16 protein-coding genes are annotated in these 16297 nt (G+C 67.0%); 11 read left to right on the top strand and 5 right to left on the bottom strand.

All coding sequences use genetic code 11. The features are described 5' to 3' along the window. A partial coding sequence (locus B4L26_RS11585) for a helix-turn-helix domain-containing protein (protein ID WP_290719026.1) occupies positions 1–281 on the top strand: 281 nt, incomplete at its 5' end. Between the two features lie 19 nt (positions 282–300). Here B4L26_RS11585 and B4L26_RS11580 read toward each other — a convergent pair. After that, a complete protein-coding gene (locus tag B4L26_RS11580; protein WP_290719025.1) occupies positions 301–1887 on the bottom strand; it encodes an acyl-CoA carboxylase subunit beta in 1587 nt (528 codons plus the stop codon). 222 nt (positions 1888–2109) lie between these two features. Here B4L26_RS11580 and urtA point away from each other — a divergent pair, with 222 nt between their 5' ends. The 6 genes from urtA to B4L26_RS11550 all read left to right on the top strand — a co-directional run bounded on the left by urtA (position 2110) and on the right by B4L26_RS11550 (position 8192). Beyond that, positions 2110–3411, top strand: a complete 1302-nt coding sequence (gene urtA, locus B4L26_RS11575) for an urea ABC transporter substrate-binding protein (protein WP_409563444.1) — start codon at positions 2110–2112, stop codon at positions 3409–3411. A 155-nt stretch (positions 3412–3566) separates the two neighbouring features. Continuing rightward, entirely contained in the window at positions 3567–4454 is an 888-nt protein-coding gene (urtB, locus tag B4L26_RS11570) for an urea ABC transporter permease subunit UrtB (RefSeq protein ID WP_290719024.1), read from the top strand. After that, entirely contained in the window at positions 4451–5557 is a 1107-nt protein-coding gene (gene urtC / locus B4L26_RS11565; RefSeq protein ID WP_290719023.1) for an urea ABC transporter permease subunit UrtC, read from the top strand. Before urtB ends, urtC begins: the two co-directional genes overlap by 4 nt. After that, complete coding sequence (gene urtD / locus B4L26_RS11560) at positions 5554–6432, top strand: urea ABC transporter ATP-binding protein UrtD (RefSeq protein WP_409563443.1); 879 nt, start codon at positions 5554–5556, stop codon at positions 6430–6432. Before urtC ends, urtD begins: the two co-directional genes overlap by 4 nt. A 2-nt stretch (positions 6433–6434) precedes the next feature. Next, positions 6435–7127 carry an urea ABC transporter ATP-binding subunit UrtE gene (gene urtE, locus B4L26_RS11555; RefSeq protein WP_290719022.1) on the top strand — a complete coding sequence of 231 codons (693 nt, stop codon included), beginning with the start codon at positions 6435–6437 and terminating at the stop codon, positions 7125–7127. 51 nt (positions 7128–7178) lie between these two features. Continuing rightward, a complete protein-coding gene (locus B4L26_RS11550) occupies positions 7179–8192 on the top strand; it encodes an NAD-dependent epimerase/dehydratase family protein (protein WP_290719021.1) in 1014 nt (337 codons plus the stop codon). A gap of 26 nt (positions 8193–8218) precedes the next feature. Here the strand turns inward: B4L26_RS11550 and B4L26_RS11545 are convergent, their stop codons facing one another. Continuing rightward, complete coding sequence (locus B4L26_RS11545; RefSeq protein WP_290719020.1) at positions 8219–8752, bottom strand: hypothetical protein; 534 nt, start codon at positions 8750–8752, stop codon at positions 8219–8221. Between the two features lie 47 nt (positions 8753–8799). On the opposite strand from B4L26_RS11545, the gene B4L26_RS11540 reads away from it, so the two are divergent. Together B4L26_RS11540 and B4L26_RS11535 are read left to right on the top strand one after the other, a co-directional pair. Beyond that, entirely contained in the window at positions 8800–9597 is a 798-nt protein-coding gene (locus tag B4L26_RS11540) for an SDR family oxidoreductase (protein ID WP_290719019.1), read from the top strand. A gap of 112 nt (positions 9598–9709) precedes the next feature. Next, positions 9710–11407, top strand: coding sequence for an acyl-CoA synthetase (locus B4L26_RS11535; protein ID WP_290719018.1), 1698 nt, complete (start codon positions 9710–9712; stop codon positions 11405–11407). A gap of 63 nt (positions 11408–11470) precedes the next feature. Here the strand turns inward: B4L26_RS11535 and B4L26_RS11530 are convergent, their stop codons facing one another. From B4L26_RS11530 to B4L26_RS11520, 3 genes are read right to left on the bottom strand one after another with little or no spacing between them, the layout of a single operon-like run. Continuing rightward, positions 11471–12625, bottom strand: coding sequence for a thiolase family protein (locus tag B4L26_RS11530; protein WP_290719017.1), 1155 nt, complete (start codon positions 12623–12625; stop codon positions 11471–11473). Positions 12626–12639: 14 nt separating this feature from the next. Continuing rightward, on the bottom strand, positions 12640–13725 hold the full coding sequence (locus B4L26_RS11525) for a dihydrodipicolinate reductase (protein ID WP_290719016.1): 1086 nt from the start codon (positions 13723–13725) through the stop codon (positions 12640–12642). Between the two features lie 45 nt (positions 13726–13770). Continuing rightward, positions 13771–14817, bottom strand: coding sequence for a Rieske 2Fe-2S domain-containing protein (locus B4L26_RS11520; RefSeq protein WP_290719015.1), 1047 nt, complete (start codon positions 14815–14817; stop codon positions 13771–13773). Between the two features lie 60 nt (positions 14818–14877). Between B4L26_RS11520 and B4L26_RS11515 the strand changes: the two genes are divergently transcribed. Further along, the gene (locus tag B4L26_RS11515) at positions 14878–15495 is read left to right on the top strand and encodes a TetR/AcrR family transcriptional regulator (protein ID WP_290719014.1); all 618 of its coding nucleotides are present in this window, start codon (positions 14878–14880) and stop codon (positions 15493–15495) included. Between the two features lie 38 nt (positions 15496–15533). Continuing rightward, positions 15534–16297, top strand: a 764-nt coding sequence (locus B4L26_RS11510; RefSeq protein WP_290719013.1) for an LLM class F420-dependent oxidoreductase, incomplete at its 3' end; no start/stop codon positions are given.

Here is a 16297-nt window from a genome sequence, read left to right as displayed (position 1 = left end):
ATGCCGCGCTCGGCGAACTCGCCGCGATCTACGTGGCACCGCTGCTGGCCCACGACGCGGCGCACGGCACTGCGCTGGCACCCTCGTTGCGCGTCTACCTCGACGCCCACGGTCAGTGGGAGGCGGCGGCCGCCTCCCTCGGCGTCCACCGCCATACCCTTCGCGCGCGGATCGAGAAGGTGCGGGAACTGTTGGGCGTCGACCTTGATTCCGCACGGGTGCGCGCTGAACTGCTGCTGGCCATGCTCGCCCACCGCAGCCCGCAGCCGGACGCCGTGTGAGGGACACCGCGTCCGGGCGCTACCAGGCGTCGACCGGTCGGCCGCTTCCCGTCGTCGGCCCGGCGGCGGTCAGCACGCGGGCGATCACTGCGCGAGTGTCCGCGGGGTCGACAACGTCGTCGAGTTCGAAGACCTCCGCGGCGTTGAAGGACTTGGACGACTCATGCAGCATCGCGGTGAGCGCACGCACGCGCTGCTCCCGCGCGGCGCGATCGGGAATCGCCTCGAGCTCCTTGCGGGCGGCCAGGCGCACCGCGCCCTCGGGGCCCATCGCGCCGAGCGTCGCGCCCGGCCACGCCATCGTCAACAGCGGCTCGTTCAGGCTGCCGAAGCACATCGCCTGGGCGCCGAGTCCGTATCCGCGGCGCAGGAACACGGCGATCGTCGGCACTGTCAGCGCAGCCCCGGCGATCAGCATGCGGCTGCAGTGGCGCACCAGGGCCCGGGCCTCCTGATCTGGACCGACCATGTAGCCGGGGGTGTCCACCAGCGACACCATCGGCAGGCCGAAGGCATCGCACAACTGCATGAACCGTGCCGCCTTGTCGCTGGCCTCGCCGGTCACGGTGCCGGCCATGTGCATGCTGTTGTTCGCCAGTAGGCCCACCGGCCGTCCCTCGATGCGCGCCAGCGCGGTGATCAGTTCGGGTGCGAACCGCGGGCGCAGCACCGTGACGGAATCCTCGTCGGCGAGGCGCTCGACGACGCGGAGTGTGTCGAACGCGGTCCGGCTGCTCTCGGGGACGGCGTCACGAAGAGGCATCTGCTCGTGCGCCGACCAGCGCTCGACGCGGCCACGGAAATAGCCGAGCAGCCGGCGGGCCGCGGCGGTCGCCGCCTCCTCGTCGTCGACGAGAAGGTCGATGACGCCGTTGGGCTCCTGCACCGATACCGGCCCGACCTCCTCGGGCGCGAAGGTGCCCAGGCCGCCCCCGGCGATCATCGCCGGTCCCGCCATGCCGATCGAAGCCGACCGCGTCGCGACCAGGAAGTCCGAGCATCCGGCGATCACTGCGTTGCCCGCGAAACAGGAGCCGTTGACGATGCTGATCCGCGGCACCTTCCCCGACAGACCCGCCCACAGCGCGAACGACTCGACGTCGAGTGCGCTGACGAGCGGGATGTCGGTGTCACTGGGCCGACCGCCCCCGCCCTCGGCGAAGAACACCACCGGCAACTGGGAGCGCTCGATGACGTCGAGCATCCGATCACTCTTCCGGTGACCGCGCATGCCCTGGGTTCCGGCGAGGACGGTGTAGTCATAGGCGAGCACCGCCGTCGGATGATCGTCGACGGTGCCGATCCCGGCGACGATGCCGTCCGCAGGGGTTCTGGCGATGAGGTCGTCGTGGTCGAGGAGTTGACGCTGAGCCGCGACGGCGTACCGGCCCCATTCGACCCATGACCCGTCGTCGATCAGATCGGCGACGTTCTCGCGGGCGGTGCGACCGCCCCGCTTGTGGCGCTTGACGACCGCGTCTGGTCGGGCCGCGTCCTCGGTGAGTGCTCGGCGGCGTGCAAGTTCGGCGATGTCGGCGCGCACGGGGCCGTCGTCGGCCTCGCCGTCGCCCGCAACATCGTCGCCGGGTACCGACGAATCGACCATGGAGCACCTCCTCCCGGGAATGGCTACAAGCAGGTTACGGGAATCGCCCGATCCGACCGAGTCCGTCGTCACACGACGTTCACATTCGGTGACTGGGCAGAAACATCACCGGGATAGCTTCCCTTCCGTGTACGGCTTCGTACGCGCCTCGTCCGCGGTGCACCGGTCTGGATCTGGACCGAATCGCTTGTGCGCCAGCCTGATCGAAGGAAGTGTCCGTTCATGAAGAAAGACATGCGCAATACATGTCGCGACGGCGTGCCGTCGTCGGGAAGGTCCGGTCGACGCCGAGCCGCGCTGCTCGTGCCGGCGGTGCTCACCGCCGCCGCCTTGGGCCTGTCGGCATGCGGCACGTCGGTCAAGGATGCCAACAGCTCCACCGCCGCGTCGTGCGTCGACACCAGTGGACCGACCATCAAGGTGGGTTCGCTGAACTCGCTGTCGGGGACCATGGCGATCTCCGAGGTCACCGTCCGCAACGCCATCCAGCTCGCCGTCGAGCAGATCAACGCGGCTGGCGGCGTGCTCGGCAAGCAGGTCAAGATCGTCGGTGAGGACGGCGCGTCGGAACCGACGGTCTTCGCCGAGAAGGCCGAGAAACTCATCAGCAGCGACTGCGTCGCCGCGGTGTTCGGCGGCTGGACGTCGTCGAGCCGCAAGGCGATGCTGCCGGTGTTCGAGAAGAAGCACGCGCTGCTGTACTACCCGGTCCAGTACGAGGGCCTCGAGTCGTCGAAGAACATCTTCTACACCGGCGCGACGACCAACCAGCAGATCGTGCCCGCGCTGGACTACCTGAAGGAGAAGGGCGTCAAGTCGCTCTACCTGGTCGGCAGCGACTACGTGTTCCCACAGACCGCCAACCGGATCATCAGGGCGTACGCCGAGGCCAACGGCATCGCCATCAAGGGTGAGGACTACACCCCGCTCGGCTCGACCGACTTCACGACCATCGTGAACAAGGTGCGCACCGCGGACGCCGATGCGGTCTTCAACACGCTGAACGGTGACTCCAACGTCGCCTTCTTCCGCGAGTACAAGAATGTCGGCCTGACCGCCAAAAAGATGCCGGTCATCTCGGTGTCGATTGCCGAGGAAGAGGTCGGCGGCATCGGTGTGCAGAACATCGAGGGTCAGCTCACCGCCTGGAACTACTACCAGACGATCGACACCCCCGTGAACAAGGCGTTCGTCGCCGCCTACAAGGCCAAATTCGGCCAGAACAAGGTGACCTCCGACCCGATGGAAGCCGCCTACACCTCGGTCTACCTGTGGAAGAACACGGTGGAGAAGGCGAAGTCGTTCGGTGTGACAGAGGTGCAGAATGCGGCCGGTGGCGTGAGTTACGAGGCGCCCGAGGGTCTCGTAACGATCGACGGCTCGAACAACCACGTCACCAAGACCGCGCGGATCGGTGAGATCCGCAACGACGGCCTGATCTACACGGTGTGGGATTCGGGCAAGCCGATCGTTCCGGACCCCTACCTCAAGGGCTACGACTGGGCGAAGGGCCTCAGCGGCTAACCGCTATCGGTGCGGTCCGCCTCCGCGCGTCTCTTGCGAGACGACGCGGAGGCGAGCCGACTGATCCCCGTGCCGCGCGCACAGCCCTACTCGCGCAACAGACCTGCCCGCGCAACAGACCTGCCCGCGCAACAGACAAGGAATCGAGACCTGTCGTGGACGTAGTCGTCTCCCAACTCTTCACCGGATTGAGCCTCGGCTCGATCCTGCTGCTCGCCGCACTCGGCCTGGCCCTGACTTTCGGACAGATGGGCGTCATCAACATGGCGCACGGGTCCTTCATCATGGCCGGCTCGTACACCGCCTACTCGGTGCAGGAGTACCTCATCTCCAACACCGGGGTTGCTCTGATCACCTCGCTGATCATCGGATTCCTCGTCGGCGGGCTCATCGGCGTGCTGCTGGAGGTGACCCTCATCCAGCACATGTACCACCGACCACTGGACACGCTGTTGGTCACCTTCGGCGTCGGCCTGATCCTGCAGCAGCTGGCCCGGGACATCTTCGGCGCGCCCGCAGTGCGCGTCCTGACGCCCGAGTGGCTCAGCGGCGGTGTGGAGGTCCTCGGAACCGTCGTGCCCAAGACACGCATCTTCATCTTGGTCCTGGCCATCGTGTGCGTCGTCACCCTGGCGGCGATGATGCGCTACACCGCGATGGGCCGGCGCACGAGGGCGGTCGTGCAGCACCGCGACCTCGCTGAAGCAAGCGGGATCTCCAGCCGCAAGACCGACTTGACGACCTTCTTCATCGGCTCCGGTCTGGCCGGCGTCGCCGGTGTGGCCCTGACTCTCATCGGGTCGACAAGCTCCAACACCGGGACGACCTACCTGATCGACGCCTTCCTCGTCGTCGTGATCGGCGGCCTCGGCAGCATCAAGGGCACGGTCCTGGCGGCTTTCGCCCTGGGCATCCTCAACTCGTTCATCGAATACAGCACCACCGCATCGATCGCCAAGGTAATCATCTTCGCGCTCATCATCGTGGTCCTGCAGATCCGCCCCCAGGGACTGTTCCCCGCGCAGACGAGGAGCCTGGTATGAAGACGTACTTCGAAAACCACTGGAAGGTGTGGGCGGGTTTCGCCGTCGCCGCAATTCTGTTGTTCGGTGTCGCGCCTGCGGTGCTGTCGGATTTCCGCCTCAACCTGTTGGGCAAGTTCCTCTGCTTCGGCATGGTGGCGGTCGGCATCGGTCTGGCCTGGGGCCGCGGCGGCATGCTCACCCTGGGCCAGGGAGTGTTCTTCGGGCTCGGTGCCTACATCATGGCGATGCACCTCAAGATCGCCGACGCCGCGCAGTCCGGTTCGGCGGTACCCGACTTCATGCAGATCGCGGGCAAAACCGAACTGCCCGCGTATTGGAAACCGTTCACCTCGCCACTCGTCACGATTCTGGCCATCCTCATCGTCCCGGCCCTCGTCGCAACCGTCCTCGGCCTGGGCGTCTTCAAGCGCCGGGTGAAGGGCGCCTATTTCGCGATCCTCTCCCAGGCCCTGGCCGCGGCCTTCGCGATTCTTCTGGTCGGCCAACAGACGACCGGTGGCAGTAACGGCCTGAACAACTTCCAAGGATTCTTCGGACTCGCCCTGAGCGACCCGATCAATCAACGGATGCTGTTCTTCATCGCTGCCGGCGCGCTGCTGGTCCTCGTCGCCATCGTGCGGCAGCTGATGTACAGCCGCTACGGCGAGCTGCTCGTCGCGGTCCGCGATCAAGAGGAGCGGGTCCGCTTCCTCGGCTACGACCCGGCAAACGTCAAGGTCGTCGCCTTCGCGGTCGCCGCGCTGTTCGCCGGCATCGCCGGGGCACTGTTCGTGCCGATCGTCGGCATCGTCTCCCCCGCGGACATCGGGGTCGTCCCGTCGATCGCCTTCCTGATCGGCGTGGCCATCGGCGGTCGTTCCACGCTGCTGGGCCCGGTGCTCGGGGCCATCGCCGTGGCCTGGGCCCAGACCAGCCTGTCCGAGCAGTTCCCGTCGGGCTGGACGTATGCGCAAGGCCTGCTGTTCATCGTCGTCGTCGGCTTCTTCCCGGCCGGCTTGGCCGGGATCGTCGCCGCGCTCCGGTCGCGGCGACAGCCGAAGGAATCGGTGCAAACGGCTTCCGAAGCGCCCGAACCCGCACGGATTGGAGCCCCGGAATGACCAAGGACACCACGGTGAGCACCACCGCCCATCTCCTCCCCGACGGGGAGAAGGACCCGAGACTCGGCGGCAACGCCGGCATGTCGAGCGACTACCTGGAGGTGCGCGGGCTCAGCGTCGACTTCGGCGGGTTCAAAGCCGTCCGCGACGTCGACCTCACGCTCTTCCAGGGCGATCTCCGGTTCCTCATCGGGCCCAACGGGGCGGGCAAGACCACCATCATCGATGCCATCACCGGTCTCGTCCCGTCGACCGGGTCGATCCAGAAGTCCGGCGTCGAACTCGTCGGGAAGAAGGTGCACCAGATCGCCCGGTTGGGTGTGGGCCGGACCTTCCAGACCGCCAGCGTTTTCGAAGAACTCACGGTGTTGCAGAACCTCGACATCGCGGCCGGTGCGGGACGGTCGGTCCGCACGATGCTGCGCCGGCGCCCCGCCGAGGTGCCCGCCGCGATCGAGGAGGCGCTGGAAACGACCGGGTTGGCGCACCTGCGCGACAAGCCGGCCGGCGTCCTGGCACACGGGCAGAAACAGTGGCTCGAGATCGGGATGCTCCTGGTGCAGAACGCGTCGGTCCTGCTGCTCGACGAGCCGGTCGCCGGCATGAGCGGCGAAGAACGTGAGCAGACGGGCAACCTGTTGCGCCGCATCGGCGGCGAACGCACCGTCGTCGTGGTCGAGCACGATATGGAGTTCATGCGCAGCTTCGCGACCTCCGTCACGGTGCTGGCCCGCGGCCAGGTACTCGCCGAGGGCACCGTCGAAGAGGTGCAGGCGAACCCGAAGGTGCAGGAGGTCTACCTCGGCACCATGGAGGGTGACGCTCTCGAGGACGGCGCCGACGCGGCGAACACATCGCAGAACCAGGGGGCCTGAGCATGCTCGAACTCATCGACGTCCGCACCGGCTACGGCCGCACCGAGGTCATCCACGGCGTCGACCTGTCCGTGCCGTCGGACGGAGTCGTGGCGATCATGGGCCACAACGGTGCCGGCAAGACAACACTGCTGAAGGCGGCCATCGGGCTTCTCAAGACGTCGAGCGGGACCATCCGGTTCGACGGCGAGGACCTAACCGGCACGCGGCCGAGTGCCCGCGTCCGCCGTGGTCTGGCCTACGTCCCGCAGGGACAGCAGAGCTTCCCGCAGTTGACCACCGCCGAGAATCTCCAGGTGGTCGCTGACGGCCGCAAGCGGGGTAAGGAACTCATCGCAGAGATGCTCGACCTCTTCCCCGCCCTCACCGAGTTGTTGGACCGACCGGCCGGCCTGCTGTCGGGCGGGCAGCGCCAGCAGCTCGCGATCGCGCGGGCACTGATCACCGAGCCGCGGATGCTGATCCTCGACGAACCGACCGAGGGCATCCAGCCGTCGGTCGTCGCCGAGATCGAGAACACGATCACCGAGCTCACCAACCGGGGCGGCCTAGGCGTTCTCCTCGTCGAACAGCACATCGGTTTCGCACTGGCCGCCGCCGCGAAGTACTACGTCCTGGAGAGCGGTCGGGTCACCTCGTCGGGGGCCGGCGGCGCGTCGGCCGAGGCCGATGTGCGGGCCGCGATGGCCATCTGATCGAGAAGACGGGGTGCCACGTAGCATCACGGGCATGCTGGCGGTGACGCGATGACGAAGAGCCTGGTGATCGGAGCGAGCGGATTCCTCGGCGCGCACGTGGTGGCCGAACTGGCCGCACGTGGCGATGACGTCCGCGCCCTCGTCCGGGAGACCAGTGACACCCGCGGCATCGACGGGCTCGACGTCGAGCGGGTCCACGGCGACATCTTCGACCTGGACTCCATCCGTGCGGCCATGGCCGGCTGCGACGTCGTCTACTACTGCGTTGTCGATGCGCGGCCATGGTTGCGCGACCCCACCCCGATGTGGCGGACCAACGTCGAGGGGCTGCGCGGTGTTCTCGATGTCGCCGCCGAGGCCGACCTGCGCAAGTTCGTGTTCACCAGCTCGGTGGTGACCATCGGCATCCCGAAGGCGGGACTGGCCACTGAGGAAATCCGCAACAACTGGGTGCGCAAAGGCGGTGAGTACGCGAAGACCCGTGTGGCGGCCGAGGACATGGTGATGGACTATTGCCACACCCGCGGCCTGCCCGCGGTCGCAATGTGCGTCGCCAACACCTACGGTTCGGGCGACTACCTCCCCACACCGCACGGCGGCATGGTCAAGGCTGCGGTGCGCGGCAAGATGCCGTTCTACCTCGAGGGCGTCGGGGCCGAGGTCGTCGGCATCACCGATGCCGCCGCAGCGATGGTGCTCGCCGGTGAGCGGGGACGCGTCGGCGAGCGCTACATCATCGCCGAGCGGTTCATGTCGCCCAAAGAGATCTTCGACGTCGCGTGCGCGTCGGTGGGTGTCGAGCCGCCGTCGAACGCGGTGTCGCGTGCCAAGCTGACCCGGATGGCGGTGTTGGCGTCGGCGACCGCGCGGCTGCGCGGCAAGGACTCCCCTCTCACGCCGACGTCGGTCCGACTGATGCACGTCATGCCGCCCATGGACCACTCCAAAGCGGTCGCCGAACTCGGCTGGGATCCCGCTCCGACACCGGACTCGATTGTCGAGGCGGCACAGTTCTTCCTCACCAGCCGACGGCGCTCGCAGGACCGGCCGGCCACCGACTAGACGGGCAGATCAGCCGATCCACAAGCTCAGGAAGCGGCGACAGGCGCGCCTTGCGTCTTGCGCAGCGCCACCCACTTCCAGATCGCGAACAGCGCGAATATCACGGCGGCCAAGAACGCGACGGGGCGCGGCCGACCGTCGGTGAGCAGCCCGATCACGACGAAGACGACTGTCGCCATCAAGTCCAACGCCAGGGTGAGCGCAAGCACGGCACGCAGCGGCTGGCGCGAGGTGGTGAACCACAAGTTGATCCCCGAGGCGAGGGCCACGAGACCGAGGACGATGTGCAGCCAGATCGGCATGAACGACCAGACGAACCCGGTGACCACGAGTGCGATACCGGCGATGACGCACACCACCGCGTCGACCTGAAGGGCCAACCGACCGGTGCGAAACCCGCTGCAGCGCCCGGGCTTGTGCGTCGGCAAGGCGATGGTCGTGACGCGGGTGGCGCAGTCGTCGCAGTCGGCACAGCAGGCGACGACGTGGTGGATGGACGGGTCGCGGTGACACGCACACACGCACTCGTCACCGGCAATGACGTCCAGGTTTGCAGCCATGCGCCAAGCGTAGTGCGCCGCTTGGTCGAGAGTTGTTTACTGGACGCGTGTCTTCGATCCTCGAACTCTTCCGACTCGACGGCAAGGTAGCCATTATCACCGGCGCCGGGCGCGGCCTGGGCGCGGCGATCGCCCGCGGCTTCGCTGACGCCGGTGCCGATGTGGTGATCTCCGCCCGCACCGCCGACGACCTCGATTCCGTCGCCGAATCGGTGCGCGCCACCGGACGTCGCGCCGTCACCGTTCCCGCCGACCTGTCCACGGCCGAGCCGAACCTGCTGGTCGACGCGGCGGTGAGCGAGTTCGGACGACTCGACATCCTGGTCAACAACGTCGGCGGCGCCTTCCCCAAACCGTTGATGGAGACCCGCGGCAAAGACCTCGACCGGGCCTTCAACTTCAACGTGACCGTGGCGCACAACATCCTCGTCGCCGCCGTGCCCGAACTGGTGAAGAACGACGCCGGCGGGTCCATCATCAACATCACCTCAGCCGTGGGCCGCCTGCCCGGTCGGGGTTTCGGCATGTACGGCACGGCGAAAGCTGCGCTCGCGCACTACACGCGACTGGCCGCACTCGACCTGAACCCGCGAATCCGAGTCAACGCCATCGCGCCGGGTGCCATCGTCACCTCCGCCCTGGAGGTGGTGGCCGCCGATGACACGATGCGCGGCGCCATCGAGGCGCGAACGCCACTGCAGCGACTCGGCCGGCCCGAGGAGGTCGCCGCGACGGCCCTCTTCCTGGCCTCCGACGCCGGCGCCTACTTGACCGGCAAGATCCTCGAAGTCGACGGGGGCCTCCTCGCCCCCAACTTCGAGATGCCTCTCCCCGACCTGCAATAACTCGGTCGTTTGTTACCTCCAGGCGGTAACAAAACGACCGCCCTGACGCAAACTCCACTATGCTGGAGTAACCAAGCAAATGCTTGGGTAAGAGCGTAGGGATCCTCAACCGATGTCCGATATGACCGATACGGCCGCACCACTCTTCAACCTGTCCACGGTCTTCCAGGGAATCGCCGAAGCCATTCCCGACGTACCCCTGCTTACCTGGCGGGGACGTCACCACACCTACCGCGAAGTCGACGTCCGCGCCGACGGGATTGCCCACTACCTGACCTCCGTCGGGATGGGATGCCAGCGCGAGCGCAGCGAACTGCAGAACCATGAATCCGGACAGGACCACCTGGCCCTCTACCTGCTCAACGGCAACGAATACATCGAGGCGATGATCGGCGCCTACCGCGCCCGCGTCGCGCCCTTCAACTGCAGCTATCGGTATGTCGAAGCCGAGCTCATACACATGCTCACCGACTCCCGCGCCACGGGTATCGTCTACCACGCACGGTTCGCGCCAGTGTTGGCCTCGGTCCGCGATCAGCTCCCGGACCTGCGGGTCCTGATCCAGGTCGCCGACGAGTCCGGCAACGACCTGCTGCCTGGAGCCGTCGACTACGAGTCCATCGTCACCACGCCGGCGCCGGGAGCGCAGCGAGCGGGCCGATTGGATACCGAGCCCGCCACCGGGATGCCCACCCCCTCCGGCGAAGACCTCTACCTGCTCTACACCGGCGGCACGACCGGGATGCCCAAGGGCGTGATGTGGCGCCAGCACGACATCTTCGTCTCGTCGATGGGCGGGCGCCCCTTCGGCAGCGAGACCGCCTACCCGTCGATCGACGCCATCGCCGACGTGGCGCGCGCAGCGGCCGGCAACATCGCCTCGATGCTGCTGGCCCCATTGATCCACGGCGCCGCCCAGTGGGCCCTGTTCAACATCATGACGATGGGCGGGCGGATCATCATGCCCGATACCGTCGACACACTGCGCCCCGACGAGGTGCTGCGCCTGGTCGAAGCCGAGAAGGTTTTCAACCTCCCCGTCGTCGGCGATGCCATGGCACGCCCGCTCATCGACGAGATCGAGCGCGGCGACTACGACCTCTCGTCACTGTCCATGGTCAGCAACGGTGGCGCCAACGTTTCCCACGGCGTGCGCGAACGGTTCCGTGCCGCAATCCCGGGCGTTCTCATCCTCAACGTCTTGGGGTCATCGGAGGGCGGCCTGCAAATGACCGCCGCAGCCGACGCGGACGACGCCCCCACCTTCGCTCCACAATCGGACACCGCGGTGCTCGCCGACGACCTCGACCGTGTGCTCGCGCCCGGGGAGGGCGAGGGGTGGCTGGGCCGCAGCGGATTGGTCCCCCTGGGCTACCTCGGGGACCCGGCAAAGACCGCGCGCACCTTCCCCACCATCGACGGCGTCCGCTGGTCGGTGCCCGGCGACCGCGCTGTCGTCCTCGACGAAGGCCACATCCAGGTCCTCGGCCGCAGTTCCGCGATGATCAACAGCGGCGGCGAGAAGGTCTTCGCCGAAGAAGTCGAACGCGCGGTGCTGACACATCCGGGCGTGGCCGACGTCGTCGTCGTGGGGCGCCCTTCGGAGCGCTGGGGCTCGGAGGTCGTAGCGATCATCGCCCTCGTCGACGGAGCTGATCCCTCCGACGAGGAGCTCGATGCAGCGTGCCGTGAGCACATCGCCGGTTACAAGGTGCCCAAAGAGTTCATCCGGACCTCGGCGCTGAGCCGCTCCCCCGCCGGCAAGATCGATCTGCGATGGGCGAAATCGATCGCCGCCAAGACCGCCTGAGGCCTCAGACACTGAGACTCAGCGCAGTGAGACTCAGGACACTGAGCCTCAGAAAACTGGGACTCAGAGCAGTTCGAGCACCATCGCGGTGGCCATCCCACCACCGGCGCACATGGACACGCATCCGACCGACAGCCCGTTGCGGCGCAGCTCGTTGACCATAGTCACGACCATCCGCGCGCCGGTCGCCGCGATCGGGTGGCCGAGGCTGCACCCACTGCCATTGACGTTGACGATGTCCTCGTCGAGGCCGAGTTTGCGCACCGCCGCGACCGGCACCGAAGCAAAGGCCTCGTTGATCTCAAAGCGCGCCACGTCGCCGAGGCCGACACCGGCGCGGTCGAGCGCCTTGGGGATCGCCACCGACGGCGCCAGGCCCGTCTCGACCGGATCCACGCCCACCGACGCCCACGACCGGATCCGGGCCAGCGGGGTCAGCCCGTTGGCCGCGGCGAACTCGGCGCTCGCGACGCCGACCATTGCCGCCGCGTCGTTGAGGCCGGCCGAGTTTGCCGCGGTCACCGTCGGGGCGTCGAGTTCGGGATGCAGGAACGGCAGGGACGCCATCTTCTCCAGCGATCCCCCGCGTCGTGGGTGCTCGTCGACTTTGAAGAATCCGTCGCCGACCGGCACCGGCACGATCTCGTCGTCGAACCAGCCGTTGTCGATGGAGGCGATCGCCCGCTCGTGCGACCGAAAGGCCCACGCATCGACATCGGCTCGCGTCAGCCCGGCCAGGCGCGCGGTGTTCTCGCCGACGGTCAGCGCCATGTCCAATGGCGGAGCCTCCGAGCACTCCGGGTTGGCCAGCGACAACCACGGCCCCATGGTGCCCTCGGCATCGCGCTTGAGTGTCGCCGGCGCCGTGCTCATGCTCTCGGTCCCACCGGCCAGCACCATGCGGTCCATTCCGGCTTTCACCGATCCGGCGGCGGTCGCAACCGCCGACAGCCCGCCGGCGCACCACCGGTTCTGGGCCAGACCCGGGATGGCCGACAACCCCGCCCGCACGGCGATGTTGCGGGCGATGACACCGCCACCCTGGTAGTTCTCAGCGAGCACGAGGTCGTCGACGGTGTCGGGCGCCAATCCCAGGCGCGCCATCGACGCCTCGAGGACGAGCTGCCCCAATTCGAAGGCGTCAACGCCGATGAGGCTGCCCTTGTAGGCGCGGCCGATCGGCGTGCGGACAGCGGAGACGATGACTGCATCGGTCACGTGGTGCGTTCCTCTCAGAGTTTGAAGCGGCCCGCAAAGGCACGCAGCGGTAGGTCGTTGCTGGTGACGATCCCGGGGGGCGCCGCGACGACGGCCCGGATCGAGTTCAGCGCCGGCAGGCCCGTCACCGTCATCCCGATCGATGCGAAGCTCTCCGGATTCGACAGGTCCACGCCCTTGGCGGGGAAGATCATGTGCTTGTTGTAGACCATCGGATCGCCGGTGATCTGGGTGATGTAGCAGCCGCGGATGTTCCATGCCGGGTCGGTGTGCGGCGTCATCTGCCATTCCAGGTGCGATTCGATCCGCGGCACCCCGTCGACCATCCCCTGGTACTTGATGTAATTGGCGCCGAGCGATCCCTTGGGCATGAAGTACCAGCCCAGATCGACGTCCTTGGTGCACGCGCCCAGTTCGTAGGTGAACTTCACCTCGTCGAGCTGCAGGTCGAAGGCGTCGGCCATGAGGTACACCGAGTCAGCGAAGACGGCCGTGTACTTGTACAGCGAATCCGGGATGGTGGGGTCGTCGATCGGACGTCCGTAGCCGACGGCCTTCCACGTGTCCACCGAGTGGTGGCAGGACACATCGACCGACTCGGTAACGGTGATGTTCTCGATGTCGGCGACATCTGCGGAGTTGGCGATCGCGAGGATCTGGTTGAGTCCCGGGTTCATGCCGGTGCCGTAGAAGGTGGCCCCACCCCGCGCACAGGCGTCGGCGATCACTTCGCTTACCTTGCGGCCCGACGGGTGCGGGTGGTTGGTGTCGCGGTGGTAGCCGGTGATCCAGTCCGCGGTGGTCACGATGTTGATCCCGGCTTCGAGCACCCGCACGTACAGGTCCTCGTCGGGGAAGACGCCGTGGAAGGTGAGTACATCGGGCTTGGCGGCGATGATCTCCTCGACCGTTCCGGTGGCGGTCACACCGACCGGGCCGATTCCGACGATCTCGCCGGCGTCGCGGCCGATCTTGTCGGCGGTGTAGCAGTGCAGGCCCACGAGTTGCAGATCCGGGTGCGCGGTGATGCGCCCGATCATCTCCGAGCCCAGGTTGCCGGTTGCGACCTGGAAGACGCGGATCTTGTCGGCAGAAGTCATGACTGTCCTTTCACGGTGGTCGTGTGGTTCACGATGGTCGAGTGGCTACGGTGTCGGTGCTTTGACAAGCGCCCCGCTGGACGGACGGTCCGGGTCGGTGCCCACGGCGCCACCATTGGGGTAGAACTGCGTCGCCCAGGTGCGCAACGCCGTGAAGCCCTGGAACTCCTTCTGCGAAAGCGCAGGCGGGTCGGAGTAGCGCTGATGCGCCCAGATCTCGATGTCGGCCTCGAACTGCTCGATGATCAACCCGGCCATCGTCTCGCCGTAGTGGGTCATCGGCTCGTCGGCCTCGCCCTCCTTGCGGCCGATCCACACGGTGAACCGGACATCGGAGGTCTCATCGTCGACCGGCGTGACCGCGGGCATGGTGCGGTTGTCGAGCATGCCGAAACTCTTGGTCACCGAGCAGCCGAGCCCGGCGTTGAGGGATTCGACGCGGCTGGAGGTCGACTCCAACGTCGCACCTTCCTCGAACGCGATCGTGAAATCGACGTGCGAGACGGGGCCGGCGAAGTCGTGACGGGTGAACTCGGGCATGAACGGTGTCTTGTGCACGAACTTGAAGTGCGCGAAGTCGACACCGTTCTCCATCACGTACTGCGGGTGAATCGCGAGCCCCGGGCGGAAGAGGGTGGCAGCGGGATAGGGCTGGTAGTAGTCGTCGGCGGTCTTGTCGTCGTCGAAGTCGGCGAACATGTCGGGCACCTCGAAGTACGGCGGGCGCCCGTCGACGTCGAACCAGATCCACACCGCCTCGTTGCGCTCGACAGTCGGATAGCTGCGGATCCGCCGTCCACGGTTGGGGTGCTTCTCATACGGGATGCATACGTTGCGGCCCTGGTTGTTCCACTCCCAGCCATGGAACGGGCAGACGAGGTTCTCCCCCTCGACGTGGCCGCCGTGGCCCAGGTGGGCACCGAGATGCTCGCAGTACGCGTCGAAAACCGACACCTTTCCCGACGCGGAGCGCCACGCGACCATCTCTCGGCTGAAGTACTTCATTGTGTGGACGTCGCCGACGGCGATCTCCGGGCTCCAGGCAACTTGGAACCACCCGGTGGGCTCCATCGACAAGGGCGTGCGTGCCATGGCGACAAGAATACAAGAACCCTCTATGAAAATGCGGTTTTTCCTGCCTACCATGTCCTCATGACCGATGTGGCCCCGAGCCGGCGCGCGAACAAACGGGGCCTGGCCACGCGAGAGAACATGATCACCGCCGCGATCGCGTCGCTGGCCACCGGCGATCCCACCGCGGTCTCGGGCAACCGAATCGCCCGCGACATCGGCGTCACCTGGGGGGCTATCCAGTACCAGTTCGGTGATATCGACGGCCTGTGGGCCGCGGTGCTGCGCCACACCGCCGAGCTGCGAGGCGACCTCCCGGCCAGCGCCGCACCCAACGGCACCCTGCGGGAACGGGTAACCGGCCTTGTCGACACCATGCTCGTCGGCCTGCGCACGCCGGAATCGCTGGCTATTGAAACGCTGCGCGCGGCACTCCCCCGCGACGTCGCCGAGCTGGAACGCGAATTCCCGCTCACCGCGGCTGAGTTCGCCTCCTGGAAGCCGGGATGGGACGACGCGTGCGAACGCGCCTTCGCCGATCTCGACGTCGATCCGGCACGGGTTCGCCAGATGGCCGCACTCATCCCGGCCGCCATGCGCGGCCTCACCTCTGAGCGGATGCTGGGCACCTACGGCAACCTCGACGACGCCCGAACGGGCCTCATCGACGCCCTTGTCGCGCTCTTGAGCATGGATTAGGCAACGGCGCAAATCGGCGTTGGGATAGGTTGCCCCTTATGAAACTGGGTCTGCAACTTGGATATTGGGGCAAGGGCCCCGTCGCAAATCACGGCGAATTGGCGCAAGCGGCCGAAGCCGCCGGATTCGATTCGATCTTCACCGCCGAGGCCTGGGGCTCTGACGCCTACACACCATTGGCCTGGTGGGGCTCGCAGACCTCGCGCGTCAGGCTGGGCACGTCAGTGCTGCAGCTGTCGGCCCGCACACCTACCGCGTGCGCGATGGCCGCGCTGACACTCGACCATCTCTCCGGCGGCCGGCACATCGTCGGCCTGGGCGTATCCGGACCGCAGGTCGTCGAGGGCTGGTACGGCCAGCCCTTCCCCAAACCGCTGGCCCGGACCCGCGAGTACATCGACATCATGCGAAAGGTCTGGGCCCGCGAAGAGCCGGTGACCAACGATGGCCCCCACTACCCACTGCCGCTGACCGGCGAAGGCACGTCGGGGCTCGGAAAGCCCCTCAAGCCGATCGTTCACCCGCTGCGCTCCGACATCCCGATCTTCCTCGGAGCCGAGGGCCCGAAGAACATCGCACTAACCGCCGAGATCGCGGACGGCTGGCTGCCGATCTTCTACACGCCGCGACTGGCCGACATGTACAACTCGTGGCTCGACGAGGGATTTGCCCGGCCGGGTGCGCGACGCAGCCGGGCTGACTTCGAGATCTGCGCCACCGCCCAGATCGTCATCACCGACGACCGTGACGCCGCCATGAGCGCGATCAAGCCGTTCGCCGCGCTCTACATGGGCGGCATGGG

The organism is Gordonia sp. UBA7599, assembly GCA_002477755.1.
Lineage (GTDB): Bacteria > Actinomycetota > Actinomycetes > Mycobacteriales > Mycobacteriaceae > Gordonia.
This window is presented reverse-complemented; position numbering and strand designations above follow the sequence as displayed.